The organism is Variovorax restrictus (assembly GCF_051216715.1).
In the GTDB taxonomy this organism is placed as follows: Bacteria; Pseudomonadota; Gammaproteobacteria; order Burkholderiales; family Burkholderiaceae_C; genus Variovorax.
On record NZ_JBPJZH010000001.1, the window covers coordinates 1,889,557 to 1,910,342 of the forward strand.

Sequence of the window (20,786 nt, forward strand, 5' to 3'; positions counted from 1 at the left end):
ATTCCTTTCTTTTAAAGATTGCTGCCGTGTCGCAGCCCGCGGGGGCGTGCGCGTCTGCAATGGATCGGCGGCCCGAGCTGCCGTGGTGCGACGGGCCGTGCCGGGCCGCCGCTTGTCTTTTGAAACCGGAGCATCCAATGCCAACTACAACGTCGACTCAAGCTTCCTTTCTCCGGCGCGGTGCTGCGCCCTGGCACCGTGCCGTGCGCCTCGGCATCGGCGCCTTGCTGGGGGCCGCGTGCGCTTTCTCTGCCCTCGCGCAAACCGGGGCGGCCGTGGCCAGGCCCGAGCAGGCCGCCGTCGCACCGGCGGCCGTGACCGTCGAGCTCCAGCAATCCAAGGTGGTCAAGGCGGCCGACGGCAAGGAGCAGCTGCTCGATGCGGCATCGGTCAAGCCCGGCGATGTGCTCGAGTACACGGTCACCTACACCAACAAGACCGGCAAGGCCGTGTCGGGCCTCGTGGCCGACCTGCCGATCCCGGAGGGCCTCGAGTACCTGCCGCGCAGCGCCAAGCCGGGCGCCGCCCTGGTAAAGGCGGCGGTGAAGGACGGTGAATTCGCCCCCGAGCCGCTGATGCGCAAGGCCCGCGACGGCAAGACCGAACCCGTGCCCTACAGCGACTACCGCGCGCTGCGCTGGACGCTGGGCCAGCTGCCTGCGGGCGGCGTGGCGTCGGTCAGCGCGCGCGCCAAGGTCGAAGTCGTCGTGCCGCCCGCGCCCAAGACGGCGAGTGCGACGCCGCAGGCGCCGCCGTCCGTCGGCGTGTTGCCCGCCACCAGCGCGACGCGCTGACCGTGGCCTCGCTTGGCTTTCACCTTCGTCTCTTTGCTTCGACCGATGACACGCGATCCGGTGCTCGCTCGCCGCACGGAAAGCGCATCCGCCGGGTTCTTCATGTTCCCTTTCTTTTGACAACCGAGGAGAAAACCAAGTGAGTCCTACCCTGCCAACCCAGCGCACCGGCTTCAGGCCGCGCGCATCCTGGGCCGGCGCCGCCGCATTGACGCTGGGCTTCCTGTTTGGAAGCCCGGCCGTCTTCGCAGCCGCACCGCCCGCCAATACCGTCATCGGGAACCAGGCCTCGGCCTCCTACTCCGATTCGAGCGGCAACACGCAGCTCGCCACCTCGAACCTGGTGCAGACCACGGTGCAGCAGGTTGGCTCCTTCACGCTCGATGCGTTCGGCACCGTGACCACCACGGTCGTCAACACGAAGATCGGCGCCGCCGGCTCGATCGTCTACGCCCCGCACGTGCTCACCAACACCGGCAACGGCGCCGACACCTTCACGCTCTCGGTCGCCGAAGACGCCACCACGCGCTTCTCGAAGATCGAGGTCTACGCCGACGCCAACGGCGACGGCGTGCCGGACGGCACCACGCCGCTGTGCTCGGTCGTGCCCGCAGCCTCTTGCAACGTACCCGCGCAGACCGTGGCGGGCAGCAACGGCACCTTCCAGTTCGTCGTCGCGTACTCGATCCCCGGCACGGCCACCACGCCGACGGCGCCGTATGCGCTGGCCACCGTGACGGCGACCGCCGGCACCCCGGCCCTGTACGCCCCGGCCAATCTGGTCGCAGCGGACAAGGACCAGGTCAACCTGACCACGGTCGCGGCCTTCAACGCCACCAAGACGATCGGTCTCCCGGCCATCGCCGGCCCGGGCGGCGCGGCGTGGCCGACGGCCACCACCGGCGGTCCGCGCTCGTCCTCCGCGGCGTGCGCGACCACCTGGTCGGCCGGTCTGGCCTCCAGTGCGACCTGCCAGTACACGGTCTACACGCTGACCTTCAACAACACCGGTGGCGCGGCGGGCAAGTTCGCCCTGTCGGACACCTTGCCGGCAGGCTACACCTACGTCGCAGGCTCTGCGGTGTGGAGCAGCGCACCGGGCACGGCGCTGGGTGACGGCGCGGGTGGTGATCCGGCCGGCATCGACTTCGCGGCCAGCGGCAACACGCTGAACGCGGTCGTCGCTTCGCTGGGCCAGAACGTCACGCAGACGATCAGCTTCGTGGTGTTGGTCAACAACACCGCGGCGATCGGTACGTCGACCACGACCAACACCGCCAAGTACAACCCGACGGATTCGCCGGCCGCCACCTCGACGGCGATCGGCACCGTGGGCTCGAGCACCAACCCGGCGGCCTACACGGTCACGGCCAGCTACGGCATCGCCGTGGGTACGAACCCGTCGACGGCGGCCACCGCCCTCGACACCGTGCCCGGCACGCCCAACGGCACCGCCGCCGACCTGACGACCCAGCCGTCGGTGGTCGCAGGTGGCAGCGTGAAGTTCGGCCAGACCGTGTTCAACACCGGCAACGATGCGGACACCGTCAACCTGACGATCGCCAACGGCAGCTTCCCGGCCGGCACGACCTTCCTGTTCTTCGCGGCCGACGGCGTCACGCCGTTGCTCGACACGACCGGCGACGGCGTGCCCGACACCGGCCCGATCGCCGCAGGCGGCAGCGTCAACATCGTGGTGCAGGCCAATGTGCCGGCGAGCGCGGTGGTGGGCACGGGCCCGTTCGATGCGGTCGTCACCGGCCGCTCGGCGGGCGACACGTCCAAGCTCGATGCCACCCGTGACGTCGTCACGATCGTCATCGGCTCGCTGGTCGACCTGACCAACAGCGCCGCAGGTACCGGCGCCGGTTCGGTGGCCGGCGGCGACCTCGGCCCGGGCCCGAGCCCGCAGCCGACCACGACCAACACGACCGCGGCCGGCACCGGCACGATCTTCACGCTGTTCGTCAAGAACAACGACACCGCGGCCAATGCCTACAACCTGGCGGCCAGCCAGTCGACCAGCTTCCCCGGCACCCTGCCGACCGGCTGGACAGTGAAGTTCGTGGCCGCCGGCAGCACCTGCACCGGCGCCGCGCTCACCAGCGTGAGCGTGGCCGCCGGCGCACAGCAGCAGGTCGACGCCTGCGTCACGCCGCCTGCGACGCAGAAGCCGGTGACCGCCCAGAAGATCTACTTCCAGGTGCAGTCGACCGCGGTCGCCTCGACCGGTGTGCTGGTGACCGACACCAAGCTCGACGCGGTGACGGTGATCGCCGCCGCCACCCTGAGCGCCACGCTGACGCCCAACAACGTCGGCCAGGTGGCTCCGGGCGGTACCGTGGTCTATGCCCACACGCTGACCAACACCGGCAACCAGATGTGCGGCGCGTACACGCTGACCGCCACGGTGCCGGCGGCCGACGCCACGCTGGGCTGGACCACCTCGATCTACCTCGACGTCAACGGCGACGGCCAGATCGATGCGGGCGACACGCTGGTGACGGGCCCGCTGCCCGGCCCGCTGGCCGTCGGTGGCACGCAGAAGCTGCTGGTGCGCGTGTTCGCACCGGGTGGTGCGAGCGCCGGTGCGAGCGACCTGACGACCGTGACGGCCACCTTCACCGACCCGGCTGCCAACTGCGGCACGCCGACGGCGACCGACCTGAGCACCGTGATCACCGGCCAGATCCGCGTCCTCAAGACGCAGGCGGCCGACCTCGCGTGTGACGGCACGGCCGACGGCGCCTTCGCCGCCACGCCGCTGTCGCTCAAGCCGGGCGAGTGCATCGTCTACCAGGTCACGGCCACCAACGAAGGCACCTCGCCGGTCACCAACATCGCCATCAACGATGCGGTGCCTGCGTTCACCAGCCTGACCGGTGCCACCCAACCTGCCGCCCAGTGCGTGGCCACCGGCATCACCGGCACCGCACCGGTCTATGCGCAGACCGCGACCGCCGTGAGCTGCGGCAGCACGGGCAACACCGTGGCACCGAGCGGCAGCGCCACGCTGACCTTCGCGGTGCGGATCAACAACTGACGGGTGTTTGAGTCGCCGGCGGACCTCGGGGTCCGCCGGCTTGTGCGAAGCGCCGCCCCACGGCGCGCGCTTCGCCTTTTTTCCATTGGCGTCCGGTCGTGTCACCGGCCCGACGCCAGCGGAAAAAAGTCCCTGTGTTCACGGCACTCCGGGGGGAGGGTCGACGGAAGGTTCTCGGCGTGCAATCTCATTCAGACTCAACGAGCCCGTGCGTGCGCCTGCGCAAGCTGCCATGGCGTCATCGCATCGGCGCCGTGCTGGTGCTCGGCCTGGCGGCGCTGTTCGGCATGGGCCCGGCCATGGCTGCGCCGGCACCGGGCGGCACCGTCATCCGCAACGTGGCGAAGGCCACCTACGTGCCCGCCGGCTTCACGCAGACCGAGACCGCGAATTCGAACGGCGTCGTCGCCAACGTGCTGCCGGTCGAGGCGCTGGTGCTCACGCAAGACCAGTCGGTCAACCGGCCGCCGGCCACGGTGGTCACGCTCAACCACCTGCTGACCAACACCGGCAACGTGCCGTCGACCTACACCTTTGCCTTCGCGAACGACGGCAGCGGCTGCGCGTCCGACACGCTCGACCTGTCGGCGCTGCGTCTGGTGCGCGACCTCAACAACAACGGCGTGGTCGATGCCGCCGACCCGGTGCTGCCGCTGGGCACCGCCGGTGCGCTGGCGCTGCAGCCGGGCGAGACCGCGTCGCTGCTGGTGCAGGGCACCATCCCGGCGACCGCCACCGGCAGCGCCTGCGTCGCGCTCGGTGCGACCACCGCGCTGCAGAACCGTCAGGCGAGCAACCGCGACACCGTCACGGTCGGTGACGTGGCCGTCATCGCCATCGTGAAGTCGGCGAGCTACCCGGGCCATGTGGTGCCGGGCCAGACGCGCATCGACTTCGCCGTGACCGGCACCAACATCGGCGCGCGCGATGCGGTGCCGGGCAACACGGCCGCGCCCGCGGGCACGCCGGTGCTGGTGAACGGCGTGCCGACCGCCCTGGTGCTGGTGCGCGACGCCGTGCCGGCCGGCACGCAGTACCTGGTGGGCACGCTGCAGAGCACGGCCGCCGGCGCGGTGCGCCTGTTCCGCCTGCCGGGCGATGCGCCCTTCAGCTACCGCACGACCGACGACGCGGCGGCCGTCGAAGTCGCCATCGGCGTGCCGACGGCCGTGGTGCGCAACGCCTCGATCGCGATGCAGTTCGCGGTGCAGGTCAAGGCCGACCAGAGCGGCGACATCCGCAACACCGCGCAGAGCTACTACGGCGACGGCACGGGGCCGGCGGTGTCGTCCTCGAACACCGTCGTCATCAGCACGACCCAGAGCCGCATCGGCGTGGCCAAGTCGGCGTCGGCGCCCAAGGTCAACCGCGGTGCCGACGGCCAACTCGACGGCACGGCCACCGTGCGCTTCAGCGTGAACGTGCGCAACTACGGCGCGGTGTGGCTCTACGGCGTGCAGGCGGCCGACCTGCTCGAAGGCGCGGGCGCGACGCAGTTCGGCAGCTACACCCCGGCCGCGGTGCCGGGCGCCAACCAGTACACGGTGGTGGGCGGTTCGCTGCACATCGCGAGCGACCAGGGCAACGGCGCGAGCGGCACGGTGGCCGTGGTCAACAGCGGCTTCACCGGCACGGCGTCGGCGCGCAACCTGCTCGCGCCCGGCGCGGTGCTGCCGGTGGGCGCGCAGCTCACGGTGCAGTTCGATGTGCGCGTCAACCTCGCGGGCCGCACCGGCACGCTCTACAACAGCGTGCGGGCGCAGGGCGCGCTCACGCCCGACGGCGCGGCTGTGGCCTTCGACGATTCGGTCGACGGCGCCGACCCCGACCCGGACGGCGACGGCAACCCCGCCAACAACACCGCGCCCACGCCGGTGTCGCTGCAGCTGCCGGCGCTCACGCTGGTCAAGAGCGCCTCGCTGCCGCGGCGGGTGGGGCCGGGCGTCTACGAGATCGACTACCGGCTGCTGGTGAGCAACACCGGTGCGGGCGTGGCGCCGAACGTGCGTGTGATCGACAACCTCAACTGCACCTTCGACATGGACAAGGCCGACGGCCAGGTCGCGTCGTGGGAGCTCTCGGCCGCCCCCACGGTGCGCAGTGGCCTGCTCAAGCCGGCCGGCAGCTTCACCGGGCGGGCGTCCTGCAACCGCGGCGCCCTGGCGAGCGCCGACGCCTTCGACCTGCCGACCGAAGCCGTGCTCAGCCTCACCGACGGCAGCCGGGCGCTCGCGCCCGGCCAGAGCGAGGAGATCCGCTTCAGCGTGCGCGTCACCGAGAAGCCTGCCGCCGTCGGCACCCGGCTGGCCGTCACCAACAAGGCCTGGGCCGCGGCCTTCGAGCAGAACACCATCAACCTCACGCCGGCCATGCTGGTCGCGGCCAGCGCCAGCAGCGTGCAGTCGCTGCTGGCCGACCCGCAAGGCACGGTCTACAACGCCGTCACGCGCGCGCCGGTGGCGGGCGCGGTGGTCACGCTCACGCGCACGGCCTGCAGCGCGGGGCCGGTCACACCGCTGACCGCCGCCGACATCTACGGCGCCACGTCGGGGGCCTACACGGTGAACGCCAACGGCAGCCTTTCGATGACCACGGGCGCCGACGGCAGCTACCAGTTCTACTTGCAGTCGCCGCCGGTCACGGGCCTGTGCACCTACACGCTCGGCGTGGTGCCTCCGGCGGGCAGCGGCTACGTGTTCCCGTCGCAGCTCATCCCGGTCACGCCCGGCACCTTCGCGGGCTGCAGTGCGATCGCGCCCAACGCCGTGCCGCCGCAGGGCGCCGACCCGACGACGCACTACTTCCGTGTCAACGCGGGCTTCGATGCCGCGGGTGCCGCCTGCGACGTGACGCACAACCACATTCCGCTAGACCCGGGCAACATCCTCGGCCTGGTGCTGCGCAAGGACGGCAGCAAGCGGCAGGCCGAGTTCGGCGACTTCGTCGACTACGCCCTGACCTTGACCAACAAGACCGGCATGCCGATCACCGGCATCAGCTTCGACGACCAGCTGCCGCCGGGCTTCGCGTACGTGGCCAACAGCGCGCGGCTCAACGGCGCGGCCAGCGGCAACCCCGCGGGTGGCGCCGGGCCGAAGCTGGTCTTCAGCTACCCGACGCTGACGCTTGGCGTCGACCAGTCGGCCATGGTGCGCTACCGCCTGCGCATCGGCGTCGGCGCGCCCACCAGCGGCGACGCCGTGAACCGCGCGCGTGCCAACGCGGGGCCGCTGCAGTCGAACCTCGCGAACTGGACGGTGCGCGTCAGCGGCGGCGTGTTTTCCGACGAGGCCTTCCTGTTCGGCAAGGTCTACATGGACTGCAAGCGCGACGGGCGGCAGGACGGCGTCGATGAAATCGGCATCCCGGGCGTGCGCCTCTACATGGAAGACGGCACCCACGCCATCACCGACATCGAAGGCAAGTGGAGCCTCTACGGCCTCAAGCCGATCACGCACGTCATGCGCGTCGACCCCACCACGCTGCCGGTGGGCGCGCGGGTGGAGGTGCTCGACAACCGCAACGCGGGCAGCCCCGAGAGCCGCTTCGTCGATCTGAAGAAGGGCGAGTTCCACAAGGCCAACTTCATCGTCACGAACTGCGACGACCCCGCCGTGGCGGCCGATGTGGCGGCGCGCCGTGCGGCCATCGCGGCCCTGCCCGACACCGAGGCCGAAGCCCAGGTGCGCTTGCGCCTCGACCCGCAGAACACCATCGTCGCGGTGAACCGCTCGGTGGCCCAGCCGGCCAGCGGCCAGGCGCTCGCTGGCGGGAGCATCGGCAGCACGACCACCACCTCGGCCCCGCTGATCGCCATGCCCCAGGCGGCGGCCAACGCCAGCAGCTTCGTCGGTGCCGCCGCCGGCAGCTTGAGCGGCACGCTGGGCAGCAGTGCCGCATCACCGGGCGCGCCCTCTGCGCCGGCGGGCAGCCTGTTCGCCGCGCTCAACGGCCTGCCGACCACGGCGCAGTCCGCGCTCGCGCCGCGCAGCACACCGCTGCTGCCGCAGGCCGCACCCAGCCCGATCGAGCTCGAGGCGCTGCTGCCGCAACTGGCCGACAACACGCTCGGCTTCATCGACCTGAAGGACGGCGACACGGTGCCCGCCCAGTCGATCAACGTGCGGGTCAAGGGCGCATCGGGCGTGGCGCTGCGGCTGTCGGTCGACGGCCAGGCGCTGGACGAGCGCCGCGTCGGCAAGAAGACCCAGCTGCCGTCGAAGGCCATCGGCGCGTGGGAATACATCGGCGTGGCGCTGCAGCCGGGCCGCAACCGCCTCACGCTCGAAGCCGTCGACGACTTCGGCAACGTGCGCGGCGGCGCGCAGCAGATCACGGTGGTCGCGCCCGACAAGCTCGGCGCCATCGACATCGCGCTGCCCAAGGTGGCGCGCGCCGACCTGCGCACGCCAGTGGTGGTCAAGGTGCGGCTGACCGATGCTGCCGGCGTGCCGGTCACCGCGCGCACGCAGCTCACGCTCGAGGCCGACCGTGGCCGCTGGCTCGACGAGGACCTGAACCCGTCCGAGCCCGGCACGCAGGTCTTCATGGATGGTGGTGCGGCCGAGTTCCGCCTGCTGCCACCGGGCGAGCCGGGTGACGTGCGCATCCGCGTGAGCGCCGGCACCTTCGTGAAGGAAGTGCGCCTCGCGCTCTTGCCCGAGATGCGCCCGATGCTGGCCGTCGGCATCGTCGAAGGCGTGCTCGACTTCACCAAGCGCGGCGGTGTGCCGCTCGGCGCGTTGCCTGCGGGCGCGGCCTTCGAAAGCGAGCTCACCGGCTTGACCGACAGCCACGACAACCGTCGCGCCGCCGGCCGCGCCGCGTTCTTCCTGAAGGGCACGGTCAAGGGCGAGTACCTCTTGACCGCGGCCTACGATTCCGACAAGGCGCGCGACGACCGGCTGTTCCGCGACATCCGACCCGACGAGTTCTACCCGGTCTACGGCGATTCGTCGGTCAAGGGCTTCGACGCGCAGAGCACGCAGAAGCTGTATGTGCGCATCGACAAGAACCGCTCCTACCTGTTGTACGGCGACTTCACCACCAGCAGCAGCACCGAGGTGCGCAACCTGAGCCAGAGCAACCGGTCGCTCACCGGCTTGAAGCATGTCTACGAAGACGCCAACGTGCGCACCACCACCTATGCCTCGCGCACCGCGCAGACGCAGCAGGTCGAGGAGTTCCGCGCGGTCGGCACCTCGGGCCCGTACTACCTGAGCGCGGCCGGCGGCGAGTTCGTCGAGAACAGCGAGCAGGTCGAGATCGTGGTGCGCGACCGTGGCCAGCCGAACCTCGTGTTGCAGCGCACGGCGGTGGCGCGCTATGTCGACTACACGATCGAGCCGTTCACGCGCCGCCTGCTCTTCACCCATGCCATCGCCTCGGTCGATGCCAACCTGAACCCGCAGTCGATCCGCATCACCTACGAGGTCGACAGCGGCGGGCCGAAGTTCACCGTGGCCGGCACCGATGTGCAGGTCAAGGTCGGCGAGCGGCTGCAGCTGGGCGTGGTGGCCAGCACCGACGAGAACCCTGAGAACCGCCGCAAGCTCGGCGCGCTGACGGCCGTGGCGCGCCTGGGCGACAACACCACCGTGGCCGCCGAAGTGGTGCGCACCGAATCCGACGAAAAGGGCCGTGGCCATGGCGCGCGGGCCGAGCTGCGCCACCAGACCGAGCAGCTCGCCGTGGTGGCGCTCGCCAGCAAGACCAGCGAAGGCTTCGACAACCCCGGCGCCAGCTTCTCGGCCGGCCGCACCGAGGCCGCCACCCGCGCCGAATACAAGGTCGACCCGAGCACCGCGCTGCGCGGCGAGCTGCTCTACAGCCAGGACGCGCTGCTCGACGGCGACCGCCAGAGCGCCACCCTGAGCCTCCAGAAGAAGCTCGGCGCCGGGCTGGTGGGCGAGGTCGGCGTGCGCCATGGCCAGAGCAACACCGGCATGGGCACCAGCGCGGGCTTCGACTACGGCCAGATCTCGACCTACAACGGCCAACTCGGCAGCAGTGTGAACGCCAACAACGTCACCGCGCTGGGGGCGGCCGCCACGGCCAACGCCGAGAGTGAGAGCCTGACGACGGTGCGCGCGCGCCTGTCGGCGCCCGTGCCCGGCTTGCCGCAGGCGCAGGTCTTCGTCGAAGGCGAGCAGGACGTACGCGCATCCGACCGGCATGCGCTGGCCATCGGCGGCAACGTCGCGGTGAGCGACAAGACGCGCGTATACGGGCGCTACGAGCTGGTCTCGGGTCTGCAGGTGCTGGACGCCGCGCAGTCGAACAACGTCGGCGTGCTGGGCATCGAGAGCAGCTACATGGAAGGCGGTCGCGTGTACAACGAGTACCGCCTGGCCGACACGATCGACGGCCGTGCCGCGCAGGCGGCCACCGGTGTGCGCAACACCGTGAAGCTCAGCGACCGCGTGCGGCTGACCGGCGGCCTCGAGCACACGCGCCAGATGGGCGGCTACGACAACCGCGCCAACAGCGGCAACGGCTATGCGAACGGGCTGGGCCAGTCGACCGCCATCACGGGCGGCCTCGAGTACCTCGACGACCGGCTCAAGGCCAGCGGCATCGTCGAAGGCCGCAAGGGCGACGACGCCGACACGCGGCTCTTCAGCGCGGGCGTCGGCTACAAGATCGACCCATCGTGGAGCCTGCTGGCGCGCAGCGTAGTGAGCGACAGCGAAGGGCAGGGCAGCAATGCCGGTAACGAGCGGCACCTGCAGCGCCACCAGGTCGGCGTGGCCTACCGCCCGGTCGACACCGACCGCTGGAACGCGCTGGCCCGCTACGAGCACCGGTCGGAACGCATCGTCGGCGCGGGCAACACGGCGGGCGCGCTGTCGTCCGGCAGCGTGTTCGGTGCCGACTACGGCAACGCGTCGCTGCCCGGCACCACCAGCGCCGACATCGTCTCGGCGCACCTCAATTTCAACCCCGAGCGTGGTCGCGTGATCACCGCGCGCTACGCCGCCAAGGTGTCGCGCGCCGACGACGGCGAACTCGCCAGCCGCTACTGGGCGCACCTGCTGCAGGGCCGCTACACGCAGGACCTGAACCGCGACTGGGACGTCGGCCTGCAGGCCGGCCTGCTCTACGGCAAGGGCGGCGCGCTGCAGAAGACGGCGGGCATCGAGCTGGGCTACCAGGTGATGAAAGACCTGTGGGTGTCGGCCGGCTACAACGTCGTAGGCCTGCGCGACCGCGACCTCACGGCCAACGAATACACCAGCAAGGGCGCCTACATCCGCCTGCGCTTCAAGTTCGACGAAACCGGGCTGGGCTTCGCGCCGGCCGGTGCGGTGCGGGGTACGGCGCAACAGCCGGAGGCTGCGTTCGCCCCTGCCGAGGGCCTCGGCGAACGCGAACCGGCGGCCACCAGCGCGACCGCGGATGGCCACGCCAAGAACCGCCGGGTCGCGAGCGACGTCAGCGGGCGCGACCTGAGGTGAAGGGCCACGGCAGACCTCGGCAAAACATTCAACCGCGCAAGCACAACAACATGCAACGACTCAGCATTCCGGTTTCCCTCGCGATTCGTGAGGCTGCACGACGCCTGCTCCTGGCGGCGTGCTGTTTCGCAGGGCCCTTCGCCGCGCACGCGCAGCAGGTCCTGCTGCCCGCGACGCCGGTGAGCACCGGCATCCTGATCGGCACCAACGCGGGCATCGGCAGCCCCACCGGCTGCTCTTCCGCCGGCGTTCCGTCGGGCTTTCCCGTCGGCATGGGCATGCGCGAACATCCGTCGGGCAACTACGTCGGCGCAATGACGGCCTACGACGTGCAGTGCGCCTCGCTCACGGTGACGGAGGGGGCGGGTGCCGCCACCCTCGCGTTCGGCGGCATCGCGTCCAGCGGGTTCATCGGGCGGCCGACCGATGCCAGCCACACGACGTCGGGCCCGTTCAATTGCCCGGCCGGCCAAATGGTGTCGCGTGTCGGTGGCGCCTACCGCTACTTCAACGGGGCGTCGGCGGGCTATTACCCCACCTACATCTACTACGCCTGCCGGCCCATCGCGGTGATCACGGGGGACTGGTTCAACCTGAACCTGAGCCTGGGCGGCGCGGTGGTGGTGCTCGGGTCGGCCACCGATGCGGCGACCCCGCCGCCGGGCCCGCTGTCGGGCAACATCGAGGCGTGCGCCGAGTCGCCGACGCGGACCTGCAACGGCATCTACGACACCGGTGGCGGTGCGCTGATCGATGGCTTCTTCGGGTCGTCGAGCAACTTCCCCAACGCCCGCGTCTCGCAGACGATCAGCTTCGTCAACTACGCCTGGAACCAGGCCACGGGCGACAGCACCCAGACCACCACCTGGCGGCCATCGGCAGCGGGCAACCTCTTCCACCCTTCGCTGGCCAACAACAACACGCTGCGCTACCAGCAGACCTACGAGCGCTATGTCTACTCGGGCGCGGCCTACAGCGGCGGCCTGACGCCGCCTGCGGGCACCAGCACGCTCGCGTACTCGCGCACCGGCACCTGCGCCACGGCGCACACGCTCGGTCTGTACGAGGACTACACCTGCACGAACATCATCACCGGGCGGCCCGATCTGCAGGTGCGCGTGACCAACCCGGCGTCGGCGTGGACTGCCTACGGCCAGTACCAGAACGTCACCCTGACGGCCAAGAACTTCGGCTCCGCGGCCACGGACGGCACCAACAACGCGACCGCCGTGCTGACCCTGCCGACGGGCTGGGACGCCGGCACGCTGCCGGCGAACTGCGCCAAGGCGGGCTCGCCGGTGGTGGTGACCTGCCAGATCAACCCGACCCCGCTGGCGGCGTCCAGCGGTCCCGGCCTGACCGACGGCGGGCAGGTGGACTTCGTCATTCCGGTCACCCCGCTGGCTGGCGTGGCGGTGGGCAGCTATCCGGTGCTGAACGGCGCGAAGGTCTGCGTCCAGCCCGCGACGGGCGGCAACGCGCACGTGTGCACCGTGCCCAACGACGCGGACCCGTTCAACGACGACGGCGTCAACGCGCTGGAGACGGCCACGCTGGTGGTGGCCTACCAGGCGCCACCGGCCCTGCCCCCGAGCGTGCAGACCACCGTGGTCTCCAACGGCGGTGTCGGCACCTTCGCCTTCACGTCGAGCAATGGCGCCGCACCGCTGCCGGCGTCGTTGGTGACGACGACGCCCGGTGTCGGTGTGACGGCCGCCCCCAGCATGCTGACCACCGTCGGCACGTCGACGATCCTGCAGCAGGGCGCGCCGCCGGCGGGCTTCGTGCTGACCGACATCAGCTGTACCGGCATGAGCGCCGGCGGCACCGCCACCTACGCCCTCGCCACGCGGCGTGTGACCTTCAATGCCGCAGCCACCGGCTACGGCGCCACCATTGCGTGCACGTTCACGAACACCCGTTTGGCGGTGACCGTGCGCAAGGTGTCCAACGGTGGTGTCGGGACCTTCAACTTCACGGGCACCAACGGGGTCGTCGGCCACGCCGTCACCACGGCGACGCCCGGCGTGGCGGTGAGCGGCGATCAGCAGAGTCTCACGACGATCGGCGCGGCCACCACCGTCACCGAAGCGGCGCCGCCGGCCGGCTGGCGGCTGACGGGCATCGCCTGTACGGGGCTGGGCACCGGCGGCACGGCGACGCCGACCATCCCCGGCACGGGCACCGGGGGGGGCAGTGTGTCGCTCGACGCCGCCGCCACGGCCACGGGCAGCAACATCGTCTGTACGTTCACGAACGCCAAACTGCCGACCGTCACGGTCAGCAAGGTGTCGATCGGTGGCACGGGCACCTTCGCCTTCTCCGGGACCAATGGCATCGCCGCGCACAACGTTTCCACCGTCGCCAGCGGCACGCCCGCGACGGGTGTCACGCAGATCCTCTCCGCTGCGGCCACCGCGACCAACGTGGTCGAAAGCGCGCCGCCCGCGGGCTTCGTGCTCACCGGCGTGGCCTGCACCGGGCTGGGCGCCGGTGGCAGTGCCACGCCCAACCTGGCGACCCGCACCGTGACGCTCGACGCCGCTGCCACGGCGGTGGGCAGCGACATCGCCTGTACCTTCACCAACACGGCGGTTTCCTCGCTCAAGCTCGTCAAGACGAGCAGCACGCCGAACTTCATCGTCGGCGTGCCGGCCAGCTACACGCTGACGCTCACCAACACCGGCGTGTTCGCCACGCAGGCCGCGACAACCGTGACCGACAGCGTGCCGGCGACGCTGACGCTGGGCGCGATGCCCGCGGGCTGCAGCGCCACAGGCCAGGTCGTGAGCTGCACGGTCCCGGCCGGGCTTGCGGCCACGACCGGCAGTACGTCCTTCGTCATTCCGGTGACGCCGCTCGCCACGGCGGTGCCGAGCGTGAGCAATACCGCCACGGCCAACGGCGGCGGTGATCCGCTGTGTGTGGGCACCGGCAACTGCACGAGCACGGTGGTCACCCCGGTGCTGGCGCAACCGCGCGTGACGGTCCGCAAGACGACCACCAACGGCAGTGGCAGCAACACCTTCGGCTTCGCGTTGTCGGGCGTGACGAACCCCGCCGACAGCGTCACCCTGACCGGTGCGACCTCGGTCTCGTCGGCCGTGGTGCACACCGGCACGGTCGGCAGCGACGCGACGCTCGCGGAGTCGAGCGTGCCGGCCGGCTGGCCGGCCAACCCGGCGGCGGTGAGTTGCCTGGACTCGGCCACGGCCACCAGCGGCAACATCACCACCAATCTGGCCACCTTGGCGGGCAACGTCGCCACGCTGCCGGGCAGCGTCATGCGCGCGGGCGCGGTGATCACCTGCACCTTCACCAACACCGCAACGCCGATCCTCGCGCTGGCCAAAAGCGCTCCGGGCACCGTCGCTCCCGGCGCTGCGCTGGCCTACGGTCTGAGCCTGGTCAACAGCGGCGCCATCGCGACCGGCACCTCGGTGGTGGTGCGCGAGCAACTGCCGCCCGGTGTGGTCGCGACCTCGGTCGGGCTCGGTGCGGGTGTCACGGCCGTGGCGTGCGGCACCCTGCCTAGCGCGCCGGGCGCGCTGCTGAGCTGCACGATGAGCATCACCGGCGGCATCCCGGTCGGCGGCACGCGGTCCTTCACGCTCAACACCACGGCGCCGAGCACCGCGGCGCTGGCGTCGGCCGGGACGGTGCTGACCAACCACGCCAACACCCATGTCGCCGGCAGCGGCACCCCTGCCACGGCGCCGGGCGCTGCGTGCGTGTCGGATGCGGTCGTGAGCTGCGCCAACGCGTCGACCACCATCGTGGCGGGTGCCGGGGCCTTGCTGCAGTCGGGCGTGCGCACCGTCACCGACAACCAGCTGGCCAACGGCACGGCGCAGGACGTGCTCGAGGCGATCGTGCGCGACGCGGCGCAGAACCCGGTCGCCGGGGCGGTCGTGACCTTCGCGGCCGCGGCCAACGTGGCCTTCAACGGCGGGGCCGTGGGCGCGGCCGGCACCTGCACCACCGGTGCATCGGGCCGGTGCCAGGTCACGGCAACCAGCTCGCTGGTCGGCCTCAAGAGCAGCGCGGTGAGCATCGCGGCGGGCACCGTCACCGGGGCCTTCACCGCCGGCGGAGACGCCTTCCATGCGACCCCGGTGACCTACACCTTCGTGCTCGGGGCGCCGAGCGCCGCGCAGTCGGGCCTGCGCATCGTGACCGACAACGCGCTGGCCAACGGCGTGGCGCAGGACGTGCTGCAGGTCTTCATCCGCGATGCCGGCGGCAACCCGGCGGGCGCGGGCGTTGTCGTCAGCTTCGGCGCGACACCCAACGTGGCGTTCAACGGCGGCGCCGTCGGCGCGGCAGGGAGTTGCACCACCACCGCGGCCAGCACCTGCCAGGTGACGGCGACCAGCACAATCGCTGCGGTGTACGGCAGCACGCCGGTGACGCTCGGCGGCAGCGCCCTGGCCGGCACTTTCACGGCGTCGGGCAACAGCTACCTGCCCAGCCCGCAGCCCTACAAGTTCGGTGCTCTTCCGACGCTGACCATCCGCAAGATCTCGCTCAACGCGATCGGCACGTTCGACTTTTCCGGCAGCAACGGCGTGGTGGCACAGAGCATCACGACAGGCGTTGCGGGCACGCCCGCCAGCGGTCCGACGCAGACCCTCACGGCGCCGAACATCGCCATGACGATCACCGAGGCCGTGCCGCCGGCCGGCTTCACCCTCACGTCGGCGTCGTGCACCGGCATGGGGGCCGGCGGGACCGCCACCCTCAGCGGCCGCGTGCTCAGCCTCAATGCGGCCGCGACGGCGCCGGGCAGCGCCCTGGTCTGTACCTTCACCAACACCGGTTCGACCATCGTGCCGCCGCCGATTCCGCCGACGATCATGTGCACCACCAATGCCGCGGTCTTCAACACCGGCTATGGCCCGAGCGGCCCGCTCACCTCGGGGCGCGACACGGTGTGGGAGTCCGGCGAAGGCACGCCCACGGGCGGGCCGGGCAGCGTGCCCAGTTGGCAGCGGTCCTACGTCGGCAACCAGGCGCCCGGGGCCTGGATCAACTCGCCCTTCGGCAACGCCAACTGGATCTCGAACTACCCTGCGTCGGGGCACACCGTCGATGTCGACGTGTACCACCGCTTCACCTTCAACCTCGCGCCTTCGGTCACACCGTCGAGCTTCTCGCTGAAGCTGGACTTCTACTCCGACAACTCGGTGGCCGAGGTCTTCGTCAACGGTGTCCTGCAGACGGTGCCCGGAGTCCCGCAAGGCGGTGGCAACCCGTATTACCACGTCGGCTTCGTGGCCGGTGCCGGTGCGAGTGCGACGTTGGCGAGCAACTGGCAGGCCGGCACCAACACCGTGGTGGTCCACGTCAAGAGCGGTCCCGGCGCCGAAGGTTTTCTCGCACAGACCACGACCACGGCCGTGTGTGCGCCACCGACGGTGACGCTGTCGAAGACCACCCTCGGTGGCGCAGGGGGCACCTTCAACTTCGCGCTGACCAACACCACGCAGGCGACCGGTACGGCCACCACGGTCGTGGCCGGCACGCCGGTGCAAGTCGACGGGAACACGGCCACGGCGGGCCTGCAGAGCTTCACAGCCAGTGCCGTCGGCACGGCCGTCACGCTGACCGAGGCGGTCACGCCGGGCTGGAACCTCGCGAGCGCGAGCTGTACCGATGCCGGTGTGGTCGTCGGCGGCCTGGGCTCTGGCGCCGCCGCGCGGACCTACACCATTCCCGCGGCCAGTATGCAGTTCGGCAAGGCGCTGCAATGCCTGTTCACCAACACGGCATCGGCGACGGTGACGACGCGCAAGGTGTCGCTCGGCGCCGTCGGCAGCTTCGGCTTCACCGGCGACAACGGTCTGTCGGCCCAGAGCCTCACCACCGTGACCGCGGGCACGGCCGTGGCCGGTGCCGTGCAGACGCTGACGGTGCCGGGTGTGGCGACGACCCTCACCGAAGACCCGCTGCCCGCCAACTACGCGTTGACGGCCGTCGGCTGCACCGGGCTGGGCGCGGGCGGCACCGCCACGCCGGACCTGCCGAACCGCAAGGTGGTGCTGGATGCCGCTGCCACGGCCGCGGGCAGCAACATCGTCTGCACCTTCACCAACACCTACACGCCGCCGTACCCCAAGGTGCAGATCGTCAAGACCACCGTGGGCGGAACGGGCAGCAACGTGTTCGGCTTCGCGCTGAGCGGTCTGTCGGCCCCGACGGACACGATCACGGTGGTGGGGGCGGGCACGGCCAGCGGCAGCACGACGCTGGTGGGCACCGCCGGGCTGGCGGCCTCTATCAAGGAATCGGTGCCGGCCGGCTGGCCGGCCAACCCGGTGAGCGCCAGCTGCGTTGACGCCGCCAGCGCCACGCCGACCATCGCCTTCGGCACCCTGGTCGGCAACCAGCTGACCATCCCGGCGGCGAACATGGTGGCCGGCGCCGCCATCACCTGCACCTTCACCAACAGCTTCGGCTTCAGCGTCGGCGGGCGGGTCTTCAACGACAACGGGGTGGGCGCCGGCACCGCGAACGACGGCCTGATCAACGGGAGCGAAGCCGGCATCGCGGGCGTCACCGTGCGACTGACCAACTGTGCGGCCACGGTGTTCGCCAGCGCCGTGACCGACGGCGCCGGCCGCTACACGCTGGCCGTGCCCTTCGCCACCGTGGCGGGGGCCCCGCTCTGCGTGGAAGAGACGAACCCCGCGACGCCATCGGCCTGGACCTCGACCGGGGCGTCGGCGGGCGGCACGGCCCTGCCGTCAGGCACGACGACGACGGTGGCGGGCACCGCGTACACCTACACCCGCACGGGCACGCCCGACCGCATCGCCTTCGCGTGGAACGGCGCCGGTCCGGCGAGCCTCGACTTCGGCGACGTGGCGCCGAACACCCTCGCCGCCGACGGTGCCAAGACCGGCCTGCCGGGCAGCACCGTGAGCTACCCCCACACCTTCAAGGCGCAGACGGGTGGTGTGGTGCGCTTCGGCATTCCCGGCGAGGTCGCCACCCCGGCGCTGGCCGGCTGGAGCGGCAAGATCTTCGCCGACGTCGGGTGCACCGGGGCGCTGCAGGCGGGCGCTGCGCTGCTGTACCCGCCGTCGGCGCCCGTGACGGTCGTGGCCGGGCAGAGCGTCTGCCTGGTGATGCAGGAATTCGTGCCGGCCACGGCCATGAACGGCCACAGCAACAACGCCACCGTGGAGGCCAGCTTCGACTTCAGCAACGCTGGCCCGGCGCTCGGCGCGAGCTACACGGTGCACGACATCACGACCGTCTCCGACAGCGTGCTCGAGCTGAAGAAGGAGGTGCGCAACGTCACGCAGGGCGGCGCCTTCGGCATCAACAACCAGGCGAAGTCGGGCGAGACGCTGGAGTACCGCATCACCTACACGAACAACGGCGTGTCGCCCATCGGCACGCTGAGCGTGAACGACACGACGCCCAGCTACACCAGCTTCGTCGGCGCGCAGGCCGGTAGCACGCCGGCCACGCTGACCGCCTGCCAGAAGACGACGCCGGCGAACCCGCTGCCCGCGCCGACGGTGGCGTGTGCGACGGCACAGGCGGTCGGCGGCACGGGTGCGCTGGGCTGGCATTTCACGGGTGTGCTGTCACCCGCGGGATCGGGCACCGTGCTGTTCACGGTCCGGGTGGATTGAAGGTCGCGGTCCGCTCAGGCCGTGAGCACCTGCAGGTTGCCGGGCCCTGGCAGGGCCCGCAGCGTGGCGGCGGTCTTCACCGTGTAATCGCGACTGAGCACGGTGCTCACTTCGACGTACTCGCAGCGTGCCTCGGCCGGTGTCAGGGTCAGCACCGCGTAGCCGCGATGCGCCGTCTCCGCATAGCGCAGGTCATCCACCATGCGCTTGAACGCATCGGACAGCAGGTCGTTGGCGATCAGGGGCAGGGCGCGTTCGAAGCCCGGTGACGACACCGAGGCGGTGGCGAATTCCACGCCGACGCGCTGCCCGGAGGCATCGGTCAGGTTGCCGGCCCACGCGTTGTGCGTGTCGCCGGCCAGCGAGATCAGGTTCTTGCCCTGGTTGCGCGCCGCGGCGAGTACTGCGTCGCGCGCCGCCGGGTAGCCGTCCCATGCGTCCATGTTGTAGGGCGCCTTCTGCTGCGCGAGCAGTGCACGCTGGCTGTCGCTGCGCGCGGCTTCGGGCGTCGACTGCGCCACCACGTACGCCGTCAGCGTCTCCACGGTGATGGCGGTCGCGACGCTCAGCGGGACCGCCATGCGCATCATCAGAACCTGCTGGCCAAGAACCTGCCAAGTGCCTGCTGACGCGGCCATGCGCGCCGACAGCCAGTCGAGCTGCGGCTGGCCCAGCAACTGCCGCGCCGGCGAAGCGGCTTTCCCGGCCAGGTACTGGTCGAGCGAGAGCTGCTCCTCGCGGCCGACTAGGCGGGTGTCGAGCATGTGCAGCGAGGCGAGCGTGCCGATGTCGAAGGAGCGATAGATCTTCAGCGGGGTGGCGGGGTCGGGCAGTCGTGTCGGGAGCCACTCGTGGTAGGCCTGGACGGCCGCGGCGCGGCGGGCCACGAAGCTGCCTTCGGTGGCGTCGTCGTGGTTGCCAGCGCCGCCGGACCAGGCGTTGTCGGCCAGGTCGTGGTCGTCCCACACCGCGATCATCGGCACCCGTGCGTGCATGGCGCGCAGGTCGCCGTCCGTGCGGTATTGCGCATGGCGCTGGCGGTAGTCCTCGAGCGTGAGGATTTCGTGATCGGGCTTGGACACGCGATCGATCGCGATCGCCAGTTGCGACGCGTAGCCCAGCCGGCCGTACTCGTAGATGTAGTCGCCCAGGTGAAGCACCACGTCGATGTCGGTGCGGCGGGCGATCTCCGCATAGACGTTGAAGTAGCCGCTCGGGTAATTGGCGCAGGACACGACCGCCAACTTGGCCTGCGACACGCCGCCGACCGGCAGGGTCTTGGTGCGCCCGACGGCGGAGACATCCTCGCCGATGAAGAAGCGGTAGAAATACGTGCTGGCGGGCTGCAGGCCCATGGCGTCGACCTTGACGGTGTAGTCGCGCTCCGGACCGGTGCTGGTGGTGCCCCGCGCCACGACGATGCCGAACGCTTCGTCGCTCGACACCTCCCAGACCACGTTCAGCGTGCCCGGTGCCGCGACGCTCACGCGGGTCCAGAGGATCACGCGGTCGGACAGGGGGTCGCCGCTTGCCACACCGTGCGCGAACGCCGAACCGCTGCTCTCGGGTGGGCTGCCGTTGCCGCCACCGCCACCGTCACCACCACTGTCCCCACCCCCACCCCCGCAGGCCGTGAGGCCGATGCCTGAGCCCGAGAACATCGCGAACAGAACGGCACTGCGCATCAGCGAACGACGCGTGGTGCCGGGCAAGCGGGGGGAACCGGGCGCGTCGTGTGGCGCCATGGGGGCAGTCTCGTCGTTCTTGTCGTCGTGGGGGCGCATGCAGGCAATCCTTCTCCGCTACGGCGAGGCGCACCGTGCGACCCGTTCCGCATCAGCGGCGC

At 70.8% G+C, this 20,786-nt stretch carries 5 protein-coding genes; 4 read left to right on the plus strand and 1 reads right to left on the minus strand.

The genetic code is table 11. The features are described from left to right. Positions 1 to 137: 137 nt before the first annotated feature. The 4 genes from ACSFA0_RS08945 to ACSFA0_RS08960 all read left to right on the plus strand — a co-directional run bounded on the left by ACSFA0_RS08945 (position 138) and on the right by ACSFA0_RS08960 (position 18,940). Positions 138 to 794, plus strand: coding sequence for a hypothetical protein (locus ACSFA0_RS08945; RefSeq protein ID WP_435449841.1), 657 nt, complete (start codon positions 138 to 140; stop codon positions 792 to 794). A gap of 139 nt (positions 795 to 933) precedes the next feature. Next, a complete protein-coding gene (locus tag ACSFA0_RS08950; protein WP_435449842.1) occupies positions 934 to 3,837 on the plus strand; it encodes a beta strand repeat-containing protein in 2,904 nt (967 codons plus the stop codon). Between the two features lie 287 nt (positions 3,838 to 4,124). Next, positions 4,125 to 11,294: a hypothetical protein gene (locus ACSFA0_RS08955; RefSeq protein WP_435450928.1), complete on the plus strand. Its 7,170-nt coding sequence runs from the start codon at positions 4,125 to 4,127 to the stop codon at positions 11,292 to 11,294. A gap of 50 nt (positions 11,295 to 11,344) precedes the next feature. Then, positions 11,345 to 18,940 carry a prealbumin-like fold domain-containing protein gene (locus ACSFA0_RS08960; RefSeq protein WP_435449843.1) on the plus strand — a complete coding sequence of 2,532 codons (7,596 nt, stop codon included), beginning with the start codon at positions 11,345 to 11,347 and terminating at the stop codon, positions 18,938 to 18,940. A 14-nt stretch (positions 18,941 to 18,954) separates the two neighbouring features. Here the strand turns inward: ACSFA0_RS08960 and ACSFA0_RS08965 are convergent, their stop codons facing one another. Further along, complete coding sequence (locus ACSFA0_RS08965) at positions 18,955 to 20,724, minus strand: alkaline phosphatase D family protein (protein ID WP_435449844.1); 1,770 nt, start codon at positions 20,722 to 20,724, stop codon at positions 18,955 to 18,957. Positions 20,725 to 20,786 lie beyond the last annotated feature (62 nt).

Excerpts from the sequence above, each read along its gene's own strand:
- ACSFA0_RS08955 (WP_435450928.1), top strand. The coding sequence starts at position 4,125 with ATGGGCCCGGCCATGGCTGCGCCGGCACCGGGCGGCACCGTCATCCGC.
- ACSFA0_RS08960 (WP_435449843.1), top strand. The coding sequence starts at position 11,345 with ATGCAACGACTCAGCATTCCGGTTTCCCTCGCGATTCGTGAGGCTGCA.
- ACSFA0_RS08945 (WP_435449841.1), top strand. The coding sequence starts at position 138 with ATGCCAACTACAACGTCGACTCAAGCTTCCTTTCTCCGGCGCGGTGCT.
- ACSFA0_RS08965 (WP_435449844.1), bottom strand. The coding sequence starts at position 20,724 with ATGCGCCCCCACGACGACAAGAACGACGAGACTGCCCCCATGGCGCCA.